The following is a 16,222-nucleotide window of genomic DNA, read 5'->3' on the forward strand; positions in this document are numbered from 1 at the left end:
TGTCACCAGATTTTTTGCTTTAAGGTCTTCAATTCCTTTTAATTCTCTGTCAAAAGGCAACTTACTGTCAAAGTAAGTCCAAAGTCCAATTGCAATGAAGATTAAAACAGTAACGACTAACAAGATCAAAAGTCCGCGGTCGACATAAAAACTTGCAACTATCCCAACGACTAGAGAGGTAAGAGTCCAGAAGATGAGAAATTTCATCAATCGAAATTTTCTTTTCCCAATGTCCTTTACTCTTTTCTCAAGAGTTTTAATTTCTTGTCCGCTTAATTGTCTCTCTATTTTCAACGGTATTTTTTTTAGGGCAATTGCACACAACGAGTGGCGCTTGACGCAGGTGCGAAGAAAGTACCGTTCCATTGTCCAGCTTGACGAAAATAATTTAACGTATTGGGTTTTGCAAGTTGCACATCGCCCGCCCTTGCGTTCAAGCGTTTGTTATAAGCCGCTTTTACTCTATCCATCGGCACTTGTGGCCATATTTGTTGTCGTCAGATATTATTTTGTATTTGATTTTCGGCCTATTGTCAACGAGGTAATATTGGATTAAATCCGAATCCTGTTGGTTAGAATAGAATACCAATTCGTTGTCTTTAGTCCAAGTACCAAATAAAATATAGTCAGACATTAGATCTGCAATGTAAACCTAAAGTCTGATGATTTTCCTTATTAATAAAACCCAACCTAAATTTGCTACAAGTTTGATACTGCAAAATCATTCAATATTTCCGTAAGGAACCTTGGCCAGTTTCGGCTTTGTGCGGTAAGGTTTGAAGGCAAACTGGACGCAGTTCCGTCGGAAATATTCGGTTCGCTCCCGGTTCAACCGGGATGGAGGGCAACAATAGCAGAAGAACTTTGTGAGAACAACTACTCGTGAAAAGTAATCGATCGAAAGTCTTAGATTGGAACGAACCTCCCTTACCCAAAGTATTTCACACAGCATTACTTCCAGAAATAAATAAAACCATAGAATTTTCTGTTCAGTAGTTGTAATTGTTAACCCGATCTCCAACAGGATTTATTCACTAACCTGTGAGTTATTTCAGGACGAGGCCCAATTCTGATGATTTTCCTTATTAATAAAACCCAACCTAATTTGCTACAAGTTTGATACTGCAAAATCATTCAATATTTCCGTAAGGAACCTTGGCCAGTTTCGGCTTTGTGCGGTAAGGTTTGAAGGCAAACTGGACGCAGTTCCGTCGGGAATATTCGGTCCGCCCGACCGTGGAGGGCAACAATAGCAGAAGAACTTTGTGAGAACAACTACTCGTGAAAAGTAATCGATCGAAAGTCTTAGATTGGAACGAACCTCCCTTACCCAAAGTATTTTACACAGCATCACTTCCAGAAATAAATAAAGCCAAAGACTTTTCTGTTAAGTAGTTGTAATTGTTAACCCGATCTCCAACAAGATTTATTCACTAACCTGTGAGTTATTTCAGGACGAGGCCCAATTCTGATGATTTTCCTTGTTTATAAAACCCAACCTAATTCGCCACAAGTTTGATATCTAAAAACATTCAATATTCACCTAAGGAACCTTGGCCAATTCCGGCCTTGCGGTAAGGCTTGAAGGCGAATTGACCTAAAAGCGTCGAGCGTAGGGTTGACAAAACGGCGGGCCACGCGTAGGCCCTGAGCGGGGTCCCGGTTTAACCGGGATGTCTTGATCTTTTGGAAACTTTTCTGTCAAGGGAAAAGTTTCTAGGCGTTCGGCCGGCTATGAGGCCGACCATCAGAACCAATCTTTCACCTCATACTCATAAAAGGACTCCAATTCAGTGTCCATATTAGGAACCTCAGCCTATCCAGGCCCGTGCGGTATGACTGCAGACGGTTAGGGTGCAATTCCGATGTGGACCTGTAAGTTATTTCACGCCGTATCAACTCCGAGTATACGCCGAGTATACGCCGAGTATACGTCTAGTATACGTCTAGTATACGTCGAGTCAAAGCTGTATCAATGCGTATCTTATCAAACGAAGCATTCAGACGCATTACTCCTAACAAAAAAAGAGCATCAACTTATAGTCAATGCTCTTTCATAAAAGTTTTATAGGCTTAAACAGTAGCACTCTCAGTGGCTACGTCTTTGCTTACTTTTTTCACCAATCCTTGCAGTACGTTGCCTGGGCCTACTTCAGTAAATGAGGTGGCGCCATCGGCTAACATTGCTTGTACAGTTTGGGTCCATCTTACAGCTCCGGTTAACTGTGCAATTAGATTTTTCTTAATCACTTCCGGATCGCTGGTTGGTTGCGCGTTTACGTTTTGGTAAACCGGGCAAATAGGTGTATTAAAGGCAGTGCTGTTAATAGCTGCTTCCAACTCAACACGAGCAGGCTCCATCAACGGAGAGTGGAATGCTCCGCCTACATTTAACACCAATGCACGCTTAGCTCCCGCTTCTTTTAATTTCTCGCAGGCTTTGTTAACACCTTCAATACTTCCCGAAATCACCAATTGGCCAGGGCAGTTATAGTTGGCTGCAACTACTACTTCGTCAATTGATGCACAAACTTCTTCTACAACCTTGTCATCTAATCCTAAAATCGCTGCCATGGTAGATGGTTGCAATTCGCAGGCTTTTTGCATAGCGTTGGCACGGGCAATCACCAGTTTAAAAGCATCTTCAAATGCTAATGCTCCGTTAGCAACCAAGGCTGAAAACTCACCTAATGAGTGGCCTGCAACCATTTCAGGTTTAAAGCTATCGCCCAAAGTTTTAGCTAAAATTACCGAGTGAAGGAAAATTGCCGGCTGGGTAACTTTCGTTTGTTTCAAATCTTCGTCAGTTCCGCTGAACATTACATCGGTAATGCGGAAACCGATAATTTCGTTTGCTTTCTCAAATAATTCTTTGGCTAAAGTTGATGTTTCATACAACTCTTTGCCCATTCCTACAAATTGAGCTCCCTGTCCCGGGAAAACGTAAGCTTTCATATTTAATTTTTGGTTTGATTTTACTTAAAAATTTCAAGCTGACTAAAATCTAAAATCGTGAATCCACAATCTTAAATTTTTAGCTTAGGTGTGCCGCAATCAGCTGCATGAACTCGTAACGGGTTTTCTCGTTGTTAATAAACTCACCGGTAAAGGCCGAAGTGGTGGTCACCGAGTTTTGTTTTTGAATGCCGCGCATGCTCATGCACATGTGCTTACATTCAATAACCACCGCAACTCCCAGCGGACTTAAAGTGTCTTGAATACAATCACGTATCTCGTTGGTTAAACGCTCCTGTACTTGTAAACGGCGCGAGAATGCATCCACCACTCGAGGAATTTTGCTCAACCCTACTACTTTTCCATTAGGGATATAGGCCACATGTGCCTTGCCGAAAAACGGCAGCATATGGTGCTCACACATTGAGTACACCTCAATGTCTTTCACCAATACCATTTGGCTGTATTCTTCCGTAAACATGGCCGATTTTAAGATCTCGCTTGGGTTTAGGTCATATCCGTGCGTTAAAAACTGCAAGGCCTTTGCCACACGTTCAGGCGTTTTCAGCAAGCCCTCGCGGTTGGGATCTTCGCCAATATCTTTTAAAATGTCGTAGTATTTCTCAGAAATGTCCCTGATCTTTTCTTCGTTGTAACGGTCAATTTTTTGGTAACCGTCCATTTCGTTCTCTTCCATCATGCTGGAAGTTAATTTTTTCAAGTCGTCCATAAGAGTTTTGAGCGTTTATTCTCCGAAATATTCAACAAAGTTGTTTTCGGTTTCATATAATTTAATAGCGTGCAGTATAGCGCCGCGCTCTTTAATTGGTTCACAAAGTTGATTGAAAATCTCAATGGCCAGCACTTCTGTCGATGCCATTTTACCTTTCATGAAATCTACATCCAGATTTACGTTTTTGTGATCGAGTTTATTAATTACGCGACTATTAACAATATCCCTAAGTTCTTTTAAGTCAATTACAAACCCCGTTTCAGGGTTTACATTGCCTTTAACAGTTACAAAAAGCTCATAATTGTGTCCGTGCCAGTTGGGGTTCGAACATTTGCCAAAAACCTCCGAATTCTTATCCTGGCTCCATTCTTCACGAAATAATTTATGTGCGGCGTTAAAACGCTCCCTGCGTGTAATGTAGATCATTGGGCAAATATCGAAAAATTTTAATTGCCAGTTAAAGTGATAAATGGTTGAATTGTTAAAGGGCTAAATTGTAATATTGTTAAGTGATTAAATTGATAAATGGATAAATTGTTAAGGATGGATCAATAAGACCACTCAAGAATAAAACAGTTAAACAATTCATCAATTTTCATTAAACCAACAAAGCCTTATTTTTGTTTTCAATGAAAATACTTGTAGTCGCTGCTACCCAAGCCGAAATTCAGCCATTTATTGATTCAAACCCATCTTACGACATGTTGATCACTGGCGTAGGTATGGTGGCTACAGCCTATCAATTAACTCGTAAGTTGTTGACCTCATCGTATGACTTGGTGATCAACGCTGGTATTGCGGGTAGTTTCGATCTATCTATTGAACTGGGAACGGTTGTTCAGGTGACTTCCGACCAGTTTTCGGAATTGGGGGCTGAAGATGGTGAAGAGTTTATCGACTTGTTCTCAATGGGATTTGTGAACGGAAATGACCAGCCTTTTACAAACAAAGAACTATTAAATCCTTTTGTTATAGATAGACTCCCTTCCGTATCAGGTATCACCGTAAACAAGGTTCATGGTAATGATGCAAGTATTGAAAAGGTATTGAGGCAATTTCCTGTACAAACAGAGAGTATGGAAGGCGCAGCTTTTATGTATGTTTGTTTGAGCGAAGGTGTGAAATGTCTGCAAATTCGGAGCATCTCCAATTATGTGGAGCGTCGCAACCGGGCAGCCTGGAATATTCCACTTGCGGTGGAAAGATTGAATAAAGAATTGATAAAATTAGTAAATAGATCATAGTTAATGGTTCATAGTTAAAAAACAGCTATGAACCATTAGCCATTAACAATGAGCCATAAAATGAAATTAACCATAGGTTTTTCCCCATGTCCAAACGATACCTTCATCTTCGATGCCTTAGTGAACAAGAAAATTGATACAGAAGGTTTAGACTTTGAAGTTTTTTTTGATGATGTGGAGACGCTGAATCAAAAGGCTTTCAGAGGCGAACTCGATATTACCAAACTCAGCTACCATGCCTTTGCTTACGCTGCAGATAAGTATGCTTTGCTGGACGCCGGAAGTGCGCTTGGTTTTGGAGTTGGCCCGCTATTGATTTCAAAGACCGATGTTTCTGAAGAAACCATGACCGATAAAGACCGGATTGCGGCATGTTCTGGTCGTGAGCCGGTTACCAAACTGGCTGCACGTGTGGCTGCAAAAGTAAATGAGCTTAAAATTGGCATCCCCGGAAAATTCACGACTGCTAATTTTTTATTGAGCCTTGCCTTTCCACAGGCTGTTAACAAAGAAGAACTGGTGTTTTCGGCCATCGAACCTAAACTGTTGAATGATGAAATTGATCTGGGTCTCATCATTCATGAAAACCGGTTTACCTACGAACAAAAAGGCTTGAAAAAAGTAATTGACTTAGGCGAATATTGGGAGCAGTTAACGGGTGCGCCTATTCCTTTAGGCGGTATTTGTGTGAAACGCGACTTGCCTCAGGAGATTCAGCTGAAAGTGAACCGTGTAGTAAAAGCCAGCGTGGAGTTTGCAGCCAAAAATCCGAAGGAACCTTTAGCATTTGTGAAGGCGCACGCCCAGGAAATGGATGAGGAGGTGATGTATAAGCATATCACCACCTATGTAAATAAGTTTTCTATTGATTTAGGCACTGATGGGCGAAAAGCTATACAAACCATGTTTGCCATTGCCGCCGAAAAAGGTATTATTGACTCACCAAAACAAAATCTTTTTGTAGCATGATAGTTTTAGTTGGTGGCGCTGAACAGCCCGGAGCGGCAATTGTTGAGTACCTGAATAAGGCTAATTTTAACGATCTGGTTATTGTTCATGATCATAAGGATGAATCGGTTCTTAACAGTTTGTCGGGTAACCGATTCACCAAAAAGATTCGGTATAAAGAGATCAGTCGCTTTTTAGAGGCCAATCAGCTTCATGTACAGTTTATGGTGGTTGTCAGCGAAAGCGGATTAGTTGATACGAATGAAATTTGGGATGCTTGTATAAAATGGGGTATTCCTTTAATTGTAGTTTCAAAAGAACAAACCGGGTTTAATAAACTGGTTAAAATAAATGCCAAGCAACCATTTTACTGGTCGATTCTTCATTATAGGAATGAAAGTGAGGAGCAGGTGCCCAAAATGGTGCTTCATTTGATGGAGCACAGAAAAGAATCAGCTGTTCACTATTTAACGAATTTGGCGGTATGAGGAATAAAAAAAATATGTCATTGCTGGAAGTGCTAAGTAAAATTAAAAAAGCACCCATTGTAAATTTCAACCCTACTAATGAGCGGATGCTTAATGTACATTTTGATGAAATTGGGTTGGAGCTAAATGACAATGTAATTTCCAATACGAAGGTTTTTTCTGCTTGGGTAGAAGCGAAACGTGTTAATGCCGGAGCAAAATTTGGTATTGGGGGGTATGATGAATATCGGGAAATCTACAGCAGGAGTGATCACTTTAATGGTACCGAACCTCGTCGGTTGCATTTAGGGGTGGATATTTGGGGGCCTGCCGGCACACCGGTTTATGCACCTGTTGAAGGATCTGTTCACAGCTTTAAAAACAATATTGGTTTCGGTGATTATGGTCCTACTATCATTCTAAAACATACCATTGAAGGACTTGTGTTTCATTCATTATATGGACATCTTTCTGTAGCCAGTCTGGAGAACCTTAGTGTTGGACAAACAATTGAAAAGGGTCAGCAAATCGCCACTTTCGGTAATGAAGCAGAGAATGGGGGCTGGCCACCTCACCTGCATTTTCAACTGATCAAAAATATGGGTGACTATGTAGGTGATTATCCTGGGGTTTGTAAACTATCTGAAAGAGGAATATATCTTGATAACTGTCCCGACCCGGGAATGTTGATCGAATTTTAAAGGAAAAAAGCTTTATTTTATTCCTTTAAAATTCGGGTGCTTGTATAGTTGTAATTCAAATAAAACCTTATCCTTCTTAGTTCAGTTTAACAGTAAAACAATTTAATTCACTTACCTTCTCTTCCTTCTTTTTTCTCTTGCTTTAGTTATTCGGATGATCCCTCCGTCTGGAACTGCATTAAATGAAATGGTGTTTTCGCGGTCGTGAAAACTAAAGGCAAGTGCTGCACCTCCTTGGCTAACCGCAAGGTAATGTTGTCCGTTAGGTACTTTTATAGTAATAGTCAGTGGTTGGTTGTAAAGCTTATTGTTGCTAAGCGTATCTGTTAAACTCATTGTCCATTCAATGGCATTGTTATTAATGGTAGTGAGCTTGGTGCAATGTGCTTCTTTATGATATTTTACCGCATTAGCCATGGTGGTTGTCCAGGTTTCGTTTTTATAGGTATTAAGGGTGTCTAAAAACTGATTCAGGCGTTGTTCTGTAATGGCTGCATACGACTGATCATCAACTTTATTATTATAAACACTGTGGAATATAAGGGTAAGCATGCCGCCTTCATTATTCGCTTTTCTTAGGGTTGCACCAAACTTCTCTGGTGTAAATTCCTCATTCACACCAACTGTGTTTAGCTTAAAGTAATCTTGTTCGCTTTGGGCAAACTCATATGGAAAATGATTAATGTCTATTACGCCTCTGGCTGCTATATGGTGTTTCCTAACCTCTTCAATTACCTGGTCGTTATACGGGCCGTATGGATAGGCCAGCGTTGAAATCTCAGCATTTGTTTCTTTTGATAAGGATGCTTGCGTGTCAGATACTTCTTTATGAAGGTCATTAGCGTTCAGCTTGGTTAAGTCCGGATGTGATTGGGTATGATTGCCGATCTCCATTCCATTTTGAGCAGCTTTCTGCATTTGAGCATATCCTCCACCCAATCCATTGTTGTTTTGGGTGACAAAAAAAGTGGCTGGGCATCCTCTTTCTATTAAGGTGTTAACAACGATGGCCCCATGTCCTGCCGACCAGTCATCAAAGGTTAAACAAGTGGCCGATTTTTTTCCATTAAACCACTTCTCTACGGTGTATTCTGGGGCTTTGGTTTTCTTTTTTTTATGATGGGTAGCATGTTGGGCAAATGAACAACAGCAAATAAATACCAAAAGGAATGTAGTGTAAATGCGCTTTTTCATAACTAAGGGCTAAATATAAAAGAAGAGACTGTCTTTTTTTGACAGTCTCCCGGAATATTTTAAAAAAGAGAATTTTATCTAAGAATTAAAGCGGTCATTCATAACGGTTTCTAATGCAAACATTTCATCCCGAAGTTTGGCTGCTAGCAAGAAATCCATTTCTTTAGAAGCTTTCAGCATTTCTTTACGGGTGGTTTCAATAACTTTTTGTAGCTCTGGTTTGCTCATGTATTCCACAATTGGATCCGCAGCTATTGAAGGGGTCTCATTCTCTACATAGGCTTGTTGAACACCTCCTCTAAAATCAATTACCGAAGTTTGTTCTATGATGGCTGATTTTTCTTTTCGTACAGTTGTCGGAGTTATACCATGTTCTTCATTATATTTTATCTGTTTTTCACGTCGACGATTGGTTTCGTTAATGGTCCGGTCCATTGAATCGGTAATGGAATCGGCATACATAATAACACGACCATCGGAATTACGGGCAGCCCGGCCAATTGTTTGGATCAATGCCCGGTCAGAACGTAGAAAGCCTTCTTTATCAGCATCTAAAATGGCTACTAATGAAACCTCTGGCAAATCAAGCCCTTCGCGTAAAAGGTTAATGCCGATCAGTACATCGAATTCACCCAATCGCAATCCACGTAAAATCTCAACCCTATCCAGTGTCTTAACTTCTGAATGGATATATCGGCATTTGATGCCCAGTTTGGTCATGTATTTGGTTAACTCTTCGGCCATCCGTTTGGTTAAAGTGGTAACTAAAACCCGGTCACCTTTTTTAACAGTAATATCTACTTCATCCAGTAAATCGTCCACTTGGTTTTGAACCGGTCGTACTTCAATGATTGGATCCAGTAGCCCGGTTGGACGAATCACCTGTTCAATCACCACTCCTTCAGTCTTCTCCAGTTCATAATTACCCGGAGTGGCACTCACGTAAATGGTCTGCTCGGTTAAACTTTCAAATTCATTAAAATTGAGTGGGCGGTTATCCAGCGCTGCAGGTAGCCGGAACCCATATTCTACCAATGAGATTTTACGCGATCGATCGCCGCCATACATAGCCCTGATTTGAGGAATTGTAACGTGACTCTCATCAACAACCAATAAAAAGTCATCAGGAAAATAGTCAATCAAACAGAAAGGGCGCATTCCCGGTTGACGACCATCAAAGAAGCGAGAGTAATTCTCAATACCTGAACAGTAACCCAGCTCACGCATCATTTCCAAATCGTAATTCACTCGTTCTTCCAAACGTTTTGCTTCCAGGTGTCGCTTATCTTCGGTTAGCTGTGCCTTGCGGATTTCCAGTTCTTCCTGAATAGCCCAAATAGCATGCAGCATTTTTTCCTTAGGCGTAACGAATAAATTGGCCGGAAAAATGGCCAAATGCTCCATTTTTTCCAGCGTTTTTGCTGTGATTGGATCAATGATACTTAGTTCTTCGATATCATCTCCGAAAAACGAAATGCGATAGGCAAAATCAGCGTAGGCTGGGTAAACATCTACCGTATCTCCTTTCACCCTGAATGTTCCCCTGCGAAAATCAGCAGTAGTCCTTGAATAAAGTATTTCAACCAAACGATGTAGAAATGCATTTCGACTAATTCGGGTACCAACAGCAATACGGAAAATTGAACTGGCAAAGTCATCCGGATTACCCATACCGTAGATGCATGAAACCGAAGAAACCACAATTACATCCCTACGTCCCGACATAAGCGCAGAGGTCGTACGAAGTCGAAGTTTTTCTATCTCCTCATTAATTTGCAGATCTTTTTCGATATAGGTATTGGTGGTAGGCATGTAAGCCTCCGGCTGATAATAATCGTAATACGATACAAAGTAGTTGACCGCATTGTCAGGAAAAAACTGCTTGAATTCGCCATAAAGCTGTGCAGCTAATGTCTTATTATGACTTAAAATTAATGTAGGCCTTTGGGTTTGTGCAATTACATTGGCGATGGTAAATGTTTTACCAGAGCCGGTAACACCCAAAAGTGTTTGAAACTGTTCACTGGCATTTACTCCTTGTACCAGTTGGCGAATGGCTTCCGGCTGATCGCCGGTGGGTTTATATTCCGAGGTGAGTTGAAACTTCATGCAATCCAAATATAATTATTCATATCGGTTTTAAATTTTTAGAGGGGTAGTTCCATTGTCCTGCCTATGATTCTTTGTACAACTTCCGCCGGTTTTAGTTTTAAAAAAAGACGTAAATTTAAGAGCAAATCGTTTTTTCATTAACTTATGCTAAACATGCTTCAGTATGATCACAGTCTTCAGTAAAACCAATTCACTCGCCAACCATTTCCTTGCTGAATTACGTCATATCGATATTCAAAATGATCGGATGCGCTTCAGGAGGAATCTTGAGCGATTAGGAGAAGTGTTTGCTTTGGAAATAAGTAAGAAAATGAATTATGAGGAACAGGAAGTGGTTACACCTTTGGGGGTTGCCACCGTGTCACTATTGAGTGAGCAGCCTGTTTTAGTAACGATACTTAGGGCTGGTTTACCCATGCACCAGGGCCTGATGAATTACTTTGACAAAGCTGACTCCGCTTATATTTCGGCTTATCGCAAAGCCAAAAAAAATAATGAGTTCGAAATAAAAATGGAGTATTTTTCTACACCAGATTTGACTGATCGGGTGATTATTGTGTCCGATCCTATGCTCGCCACCGGACAATCAATGGTGATTGTTTGTAAAGAATTAATGGCCCGGTTTGAAATTAAGGAGCTTCATATTGCCAGCGTTATTGCAAGTGCCGAAGGAGTTGCACATGTACGCTCTCATTTACCTAAAGCGTGCTTATGGCTTGGTGCAGTTGATGAAGAACTTACCTCTAAAGCTTACATAGTTCCGGGTTTGGGAGATGCCGGAGATCTGTGCTTTGGCGAAAAACTGTAAGAGAGAGGTTTAAGGTGTGAGGTTTGAGGAACAGGATTTCGCAGTAATTAATGAAACAGTCTTTACCTATGTATAATTATAAGAATTTAAGAGCCTATCAGAAAGCTTATGATCTTTCTATGAAGATTTTCTATTTGTCAAAATCATTTCCAAAAGAAGAAAAATATAGCCTGACTGATCAAATTAGGCGTTCTTCGCGGGCTGTATGTTCTTGCATCGGTGAGTCCTATGGGAAATTTAGATATCCTGCCCACTTTGTAAGTAAATTAACCGATTCAGAAATGGAAAATCTGGAGACACAAGTTTGGTTGGATTTTGCATTCTCGTGCGAGTATATCAACTATGAGGATCATAAAATATTAAGTATAGAGAATAAGGAAGTTAACTTATTGCTCAATTATATGATTAAAAATCCAGAGAAGTTTATTTTTAAGGATTAAGGTTCAATAACTTAAGTTTAAGGTTTGGGTTCTTAGAATTTCCCTCCTTAAACCTCTAGCCTCTAGCCTAAAACCTCTAGCCTAGAACCTCTAACCTAAAACCTTATCTTTGCTTTTGCAATGAAAACCTATCACCACCTCTTTTTTGACCTCGACCATACTATTTGGGATTTTGATAAAAATGCGGAGGAAACCCTTCGGGAGCTTTTCGATACTTATAAACTTTCCGTGTTGGGTTTAAAATCGGTAGATCTGTTTATCGATGTTTATACAGAGAATAATCATGCTTTATGGGCGCAATATCATAAAGGTGTCATTAGCAAGGCACAGTTAAGGCACGAACGATTCCGTAAAACCTTTCGTGATCTGAATGTTGATGATCACCTGGTTCCCGCAAGTTTTGAGACCGATTATGTGCGAATTTGTCCAACCAAGACCAATCTTTTCCCGCATGCCCACGAAACACTTGCTTACTTGCAATCGAAATATAAATTGCACCTGATCTCTAACGGATTTTACGAAAGCACACTTATTAAAGTTGAGACAACTGGTATAGGTAAATACTTCGATCATATTAATATCTCAGAGAAAATTGGGGTAAACAAACCTGATCCTGAAATATTTCACCATGCAATGAGCCTTGCTCAAGCTTCGGTATACGAAAGTATAATGATTGGTGATAGTTTAGAAGCGGACATTGCAGGAGCTCAAGCAGTTGATATGGATTGCATATTTTTTAATCCGAGGAATATTGTCCACAACATAAAGGTGGATCATGAAATAAAATCTCTTGACGAACTGCAGCAAATTTTGTAAATAGGGGTATGAATGTCACCCAATTACTTAATGATTTGCAATTGGCCTTAGAAGAGTATCTAAGTCGCTTAGATCACTATTCCGATCAGGTTTTTATGCTTCAACCCGAAGTTGATTCATGGTCGATGGCCCAGGTGTATAGTCATGTATTGGGAACCTGTCTAATGCAACATAAAGCCCTTGAAATATGTATGCAGGGACAAGGATTAACGGATACCCCCGGCTTAAATGAAATGGGGGAGAAATTGTTTGCCCTGGGTCATTTTCCGCCAGGAAAGTATCAGGCGCCTGAAATTGTAAAGTCGCGGGTGCAAAATATTCACAAGGAAGACGCCAAGGCATTAGCAGCAAAGCTGCTTTCAAGAATCAAGGCGATTCAAAGTGCGGAGGTTCTAACAGCCGATGAAAATCAACGCCTCGAGCATCCTCGCCTAGGTTTTTTAAATGCTACACAATGGATACATTTTATGCTGATCCATTCCAATCATCACCTTCAACAACTCGATCGTATTGAGCGAAAATTTTCAATGTGTTAATTCACAATTTATTAACACAAAATCAATGTTTGCGTAATCAGACGGAATGATATTTGCATGAAATATTGAATCATCAGAATATCAAATGGAGATCAATTATTTTATAGTTATCGGGTTAGCGCTTTCAGCAATTGGTGCTTATTACTTTAGTCCCTTTGATTTAAATATTGAGGATGAGGAAGATTAAGGACGAGCGACCTGTTTTTTGTTGTTTTAGTGCCCGCTCTCGCTTTAATTATTCAGCGTCATTAATTTTTTTTGCTATTACCTCTGATGCCCAAACGCGAAGTAGAAATTGTTGTAATTTCTGATGTCCATCTCGGAACTTTCGGCTGTCATGCCAAAGACCTTTTAAAGTATCTCAAAAGTATAAAGCCCAAAACCTTAATCTTAAACGGCGATATCATCGATATCTGGCAGTTTAGTAAATCTTATTGGCCCGAAGCGCATATGAAAGTACTGCGTAAGGTAATGAAAATGGTGAGCCAGGGCGTCGATGTTTATTATTTGACAGGCAATCACGATGAAATGCTGCGCAAGTTTGCTGATTTTGAAATGGGCAGCTTTAAACTGATGAATAAGGTAGTGCTTCCGGTAGGAAATAAACGGGCATGGATATTCCATGGAGATGTTTTTGATATTACCATGCAGCATTCAAAATGGCTTGCAAAACTGGGTGCTATCGGCTATGACTCACTGATTTTGTTAAACACCTTCGTTAATTTTCTATTGAAACTTGTAGGAAAAGAGAAAATGAGTTTTTCGAAGAAGATTAAAAACTCCGTAAAAAATGCCGTTAAGTTTATGAATGATTTTGAAATGACGGTTTCGGAGATCGCCATTGAAAAAGGTTATGATTACGTTATCTGCGGACATATTCATCACCCCGAAATAAAAACCATTACGACTGAAAAAGGTAAAGTGGAGTATTTAAATTCAGGCGATTGGATCGAAAATCTGACTTCTCTCGAATATCAAAATGGGAAATGGGAATTGTTTCATTACAATACAGAAGAGTTTGATGGTGTTGATGTTGACACAATAAATGAAGATGATGAAGATTTGAATGCTAAAATTGATATAAATTTGCTGTACAATTCGTTGATTGTAAAAGACTGATTGATGGATTTAGATTCATTTATATTATCCGGCATAAATTGAAAATACTTTACGCAATACAAGGAACCGGCAACGGGCACATAAGTCGGGCAAGAGATATTATACCTCACTTGCAGAATTATGGTGAACTCGATTTGTTGATAAGTGGTACGCAGGCTGATGTTTCACTTACACAGTCGGTTGGCTATAAGTTGCATGGTTTCAGTTTTGTATTTGGTAAGAAAGGAGGAGTTGATCATTGGAAAACATTTAAAATAATGAACCTAAAGCAGCTTTATACTGATATAAAGCGCCTGCCTTTAGAACAATATGATTTGATCATCAATGATTTTGAACCAGTAACGGCTTGGGCGTGTAAGTTGCGAAAACTTCCAATCGTTGGACTTAGCCATCAGTCGGCGTTTTTATCCGAAAAATCACCTCGTCCTGAACATGTTTTACCCCAATGGGAAGAACTGGTGTTAAAGCATTATGCTCCAGTAAAAGAATCAATTGCTTTTCACTTTGAACGATACGACAGTTTTATTAATACTCCGGTAATTCGAAAAGAGATTAGGGAACTCGAGCCGACAAATAATGGTCATTATACAGTTTATCTTCCTGCTCATGATGATGTTACTTTAGTAGAGCATTTGAAACAGGTAAAAGGAGTTAAGTGGGAAGTTTTCTCGAAGCACAGCAGTCAAAATTATACGGTAGAAAATGTGGAGGTGCTCTCAATTAACAATCAGTTGTTTAATAAAAGTTTAGCCAGTTGTGAAGGCTTTTTAACCGGTGGTGGTTTTGAAGGCCCTGCCGAAGCATTATTTCTGGGTAAAAAAATATTATCGATACCAATGCTGAATCAATGGGAACAGCAATGTAATGCTGAGGCCCTTCGTCTGATGGGGGTTCCGGTGATTCGAAAAATTGATGATTTATTTGCCGCAAAGGTGAAGCATTGGGTGGAAGAAGGCCATGTAATCAAGGTTAACTATCCTGATGAAACCGAAAAGGTTATCGAGTCATTGATGAAAAAATACATGCCTGTAATTTCATGCTGAAAATAAACAACCATCATGAGTTTTATTTTTGAGGCAAAATACTGATTATTGCGCCTGCTAGTTTTCTGTACTGTACATGATCATTAATACCTTTCGTAAGGCTCAAGCCTATAACTATATTTTATTAGCGGCATTTATACTTCTGTTGCGTCTTGCTGTATTGCTGAACCCAAGTTTGTACAACACTTTAATTGTGTATCAGCCATTTGTGAAGTTGTTAGTGTTCTTTCAGTTTAACTTTTTAAGCAATCCAGTTTATAATATTCTAACGACCGGAGCCGTAGTGTTTATTCAGTCGGCAATATTCGGGCGAATTATTGTTAAACATAATTTTTTCAATAAAACTACTTTTCTTCCAGAACTGATGTACGCTGTTCTATGCAGTATGTTCACGGAGTTTCTGACATTTTCACCAATAATTTTCTGTAATTTTTTCCTGCTGTGGATTCTTGATAAGATCTTTTCATTTTATCGATCGCAGTCAACATTGAAGAGCGTTTTTGACATGGGCTTTATTATCTCATTAGGCTCATTGCTATATTTTCCCTTTATTTTCATCTTTCCAATCATCTGGCACAGTTCTCTGGTTTTTAAGTCATTTTCCATACGTGATTGGTTTACTGGGCTTATTGGACTCATTGTTCCATATATTGTTTTAGGGACCTGGTATTTTTGGAACGATGATTTTAACGATTTCTATCACCTTTGGTTGCCGTTTAAGTTTGTATTGCCTCAAGCCTTAGCCATTGAACAAGATGATTATTTTGCTTTAATTCCTATTATCATTGTACTTCTTTTATCATTGAACCAGGTAAGGGTAATGTTTTTTAAAAATGTGGTGCAGGTTCGCAAATCGTTACAGTGTTTGACATTTTTGGTGGTGCTAATTGTTGCAAGTTATTTTATAATGCCTGATCAACATATTAACCACTTAATGCTGGCCGCTGCTCCAACTGCAACCTTTATGACGTTTTATTTTAGCTCAGCAAGGGTTAGATGGTTTTACGAGAGTGTTTTTGCTTTATTGCTCGTTTCTATATTCTACTTTCAGTTATTTTAATCAGAAGTGTACGTTTGTGTTGTCGGCTGATATTAGTTTCGGTAAA

The 16,222-nt window shown here is 39.5% G+C and carries 17 protein-coding genes; 11 read left to right on the top strand and 6 right to left on the bottom strand.

The features are described from left to right. The 4 genes from NF867_RS09400 to NF867_RS09415 form a co-directional block, all read right to left on the bottom strand. Positions 1 to 294, bottom strand: a 294-nt coding sequence (locus tag NF867_RS09400; protein WP_252587572.1) for a hypothetical protein, incomplete at its 3' end; no start/stop codon positions are given. A gap of 1,779 nt (positions 295 to 2,073) precedes the next feature. After that, the gene (fabD, locus tag NF867_RS09405; RefSeq protein WP_252587573.1) at positions 2,074 to 2,955 is read right to left on the bottom strand and encodes an ACP S-malonyltransferase; all 882 of its coding nucleotides are present in this window, start codon (positions 2,953 to 2,955) and stop codon (positions 2,074 to 2,076) included. 79 nt (positions 2,956 to 3,034) lie between these two features. Further along, positions 3,035 to 3,685, bottom strand: coding sequence for a GTP cyclohydrolase I FolE (folE, locus tag NF867_RS09410; protein WP_252587574.1), 651 nt, complete (start codon positions 3,683 to 3,685; stop codon positions 3,035 to 3,037). Between the two features lie 15 nt (positions 3,686 to 3,700). Then, positions 3,701 to 4,114, bottom strand: a complete 414-nt coding sequence (locus NF867_RS09415; protein WP_252587575.1) for a 6-pyruvoyl trahydropterin synthase family protein — start codon at positions 4,112 to 4,114, stop codon at positions 3,701 to 3,703. 203 nt (positions 4,115 to 4,317) lie between these two features. Between NF867_RS09415 and mqnB the strand changes: the two genes are divergently transcribed. Genes mqnB through NF867_RS09435 form a run of 4 tightly spaced genes read left to right on the top strand, consistent with a single transcriptional unit; the run spans position 4,318 to position 7,048 of the window. After that, positions 4,318 to 4,932 (top strand): futalosine hydrolase, encoded by a 615-nt coding sequence (gene mqnB / locus NF867_RS09420; protein WP_252587576.1) that lies wholly within the window; start codon positions 4,318 to 4,320, stop codon positions 4,930 to 4,932. A 60-nt stretch (positions 4,933 to 4,992) separates the two neighbouring features. Beyond that, positions 4,993 to 5,901, top strand: coding sequence for a menaquinone biosynthesis family protein (locus NF867_RS09425; protein ID WP_252587577.1), 909 nt, complete (start codon positions 4,993 to 4,995; stop codon positions 5,899 to 5,901). Further along, positions 5,898 to 6,368 carry a Rossmann-fold NAD(P)-binding domain-containing protein gene (locus NF867_RS09430; protein ID WP_252587578.1) on the top strand — a complete coding sequence of 157 codons (471 nt, stop codon included), beginning with the start codon at positions 5,898 to 5,900 and terminating at the stop codon, positions 6,366 to 6,368. The genes NF867_RS09425 and NF867_RS09430 overlap by 4 nt, the downstream gene beginning before the upstream one ends. Next, positions 6,365 to 7,048 carry a peptidoglycan DD-metalloendopeptidase family protein gene (locus NF867_RS09435; protein WP_252587579.1) on the top strand — a complete coding sequence of 228 codons (684 nt, stop codon included), beginning with the start codon at positions 6,365 to 6,367 and terminating at the stop codon, positions 7,046 to 7,048. The genes NF867_RS09430 and NF867_RS09435 overlap by 4 nt, the downstream gene beginning before the upstream one ends. Before the next feature lie 111 nt (positions 7,049 to 7,159). On the opposite strand, the gene NF867_RS09440 is transcribed toward NF867_RS09435, so the two are convergent. Both NF867_RS09440 and uvrB read right to left on the bottom strand, forming a co-directional pair. Beyond that, positions 7,160 to 8,242 carry a polysaccharide deacetylase family protein gene (locus NF867_RS09440; RefSeq protein WP_252587580.1) on the bottom strand — a complete coding sequence of 361 codons (1,083 nt, stop codon included), beginning with the start codon at positions 8,240 to 8,242 and terminating at the stop codon, positions 7,160 to 7,162. Between the two features lie 78 nt (positions 8,243 to 8,320). After that, a complete protein-coding gene (uvrB, locus tag NF867_RS09445) occupies positions 8,321 to 10,351 on the bottom strand; it encodes an excinuclease ABC subunit UvrB (protein WP_252587582.1) in 2,031 nt (676 codons plus the stop codon). Between the two features lie 166 nt (positions 10,352 to 10,517). On the opposite strand from uvrB, the gene upp reads away from it, so the two are divergent. The 7 genes from upp (at position 10,518) to NF867_RS09480 (ending at position 16,176) form a co-directional block, all read left to right on the top strand. Beyond that, positions 10,518 to 11,162, top strand: coding sequence for a uracil phosphoribosyltransferase (upp, locus tag NF867_RS09450; protein WP_252587583.1), 645 nt, complete (start codon positions 10,518 to 10,520; stop codon positions 11,160 to 11,162). Positions 11,163 to 11,212: 50 nt separating this feature from the next. Then, on the top strand, positions 11,213 to 11,602 hold the full coding sequence (locus NF867_RS09455) for a four helix bundle protein (protein ID WP_252587584.1): 390 nt from the start codon (positions 11,213 to 11,215) through the stop codon (positions 11,600 to 11,602). A gap of 120 nt (positions 11,603 to 11,722) precedes the next feature. Further along, positions 11,723 to 12,418, top strand: coding sequence for a YjjG family noncanonical pyrimidine nucleotidase (locus NF867_RS09460; protein ID WP_252587585.1), 696 nt, complete (start codon positions 11,723 to 11,725; stop codon positions 12,416 to 12,418). Between the two features lie 8 nt (positions 12,419 to 12,426). Then, a complete protein-coding gene (locus NF867_RS09465) occupies positions 12,427 to 12,954 on the top strand; it encodes a DinB family protein (RefSeq protein WP_252587586.1) in 528 nt (175 codons plus the stop codon). A 273-nt stretch (positions 12,955 to 13,227) separates the two neighbouring features. Then, on the top strand, positions 13,228 to 14,073 hold the full coding sequence (locus tag NF867_RS09470; protein WP_252587587.1) for a UDP-2,3-diacylglucosamine diphosphatase: 846 nt from the start codon (positions 13,228 to 13,230) through the stop codon (positions 14,071 to 14,073). Positions 14,074 to 14,111: 38 nt separating this feature from the next. Continuing rightward, complete coding sequence (locus NF867_RS09475; protein WP_252587588.1) at positions 14,112 to 15,116, top strand: glycosyltransferase family protein; 1,005 nt, start codon at positions 14,112 to 14,114, stop codon at positions 15,114 to 15,116. 76 nt (positions 15,117 to 15,192) lie between these two features. After that, a complete protein-coding gene (locus NF867_RS09480; protein WP_252587590.1) occupies positions 15,193 to 16,176 on the top strand; it encodes a DUF6427 family protein in 984 nt (327 codons plus the stop codon). Positions 16,177 to 16,222: the final 46 nt, after the last annotated feature.

The organism is Solitalea agri (genome assembly GCF_023914155.1).
Taxonomy (GTDB): domain Bacteria; phylum Bacteroidota; class Bacteroidia; order Sphingobacteriales; family Sphingobacteriaceae; genus Solitalea; species Solitalea agri.

Bases quoted from the DNA above. Each gene is read 5' to 3' on its own strand.
- NF867_RS09465 (WP_252587586.1), top strand. From the start codon at position 12,427: ATGAATGTCACCCAATTACTTAATGATTTGCAATTGGCCTTAGAAGAG.
- uvrB (WP_252587582.1), bottom strand. From the start codon at position 10,351: ATGAAGTTTCAACTCACCTCGGAATATAAACCCACCGGCGATCAGCCG.
- NF867_RS09415 (WP_252587575.1), bottom strand. From the start codon at position 4,114: ATGATCTACATTACACGCAGGGAGCGTTTTAACGCCGCACATAAATTA.
- NF867_RS09435 (WP_252587579.1), top strand. From the start codon at position 6,365: ATGAGGAATAAAAAAAATATGTCATTGCTGGAAGTGCTAAGTAAAATT.
- NF867_RS09455 (WP_252587584.1), top strand. From the start codon at position 11,213: ATGAAACAGTCTTTACCTATGTATAATTATAAGAATTTAAGAGCCTAT.
- NF867_RS09460 (WP_252587585.1), top strand. From the start codon at position 11,723: ATGAAAACCTATCACCACCTCTTTTTTGACCTCGACCATACTATTTGG.
- NF867_RS09425 (WP_252587577.1), top strand. From the start codon at position 4,993: ATGAAATTAACCATAGGTTTTTCCCCATGTCCAAACGATACCTTCATC.
- mqnB (WP_252587576.1), top strand. From the start codon at position 4,318: ATGAAAATACTTGTAGTCGCTGCTACCCAAGCCGAAATTCAGCCATTT.
- NF867_RS09480 (WP_252587590.1), top strand. From the start codon at position 15,193: ATGATCATTAATACCTTTCGTAAGGCTCAAGCCTATAACTATATTTTA.
- fabD (WP_252587573.1), bottom strand. From the start codon at position 2,955: ATGAAAGCTTACGTTTTCCCGGGACAGGGAGCTCAATTTGTAGGAATG.
- folE (WP_252587574.1), bottom strand. From the start codon at position 3,685: ATGGACGACTTGAAAAAATTAACTTCCAGCATGATGGAAGAGAACGAA.
- NF867_RS09440 (WP_252587580.1), bottom strand. From the start codon at position 8,242: ATGAAAAAGCGCATTTACACTACATTCCTTTTGGTATTTATTTGCTGT.
- NF867_RS09470 (WP_252587587.1), top strand. From the start codon at position 13,228: ATGCCCAAACGCGAAGTAGAAATTGTTGTAATTTCTGATGTCCATCTC.
- upp (WP_252587583.1), top strand. From the start codon at position 10,518: ATGATCACAGTCTTCAGTAAAACCAATTCACTCGCCAACCATTTCCTT.
- NF867_RS09430 (WP_252587578.1), top strand. From the start codon at position 5,898: ATGATAGTTTTAGTTGGTGGCGCTGAACAGCCCGGAGCGGCAATTGTT.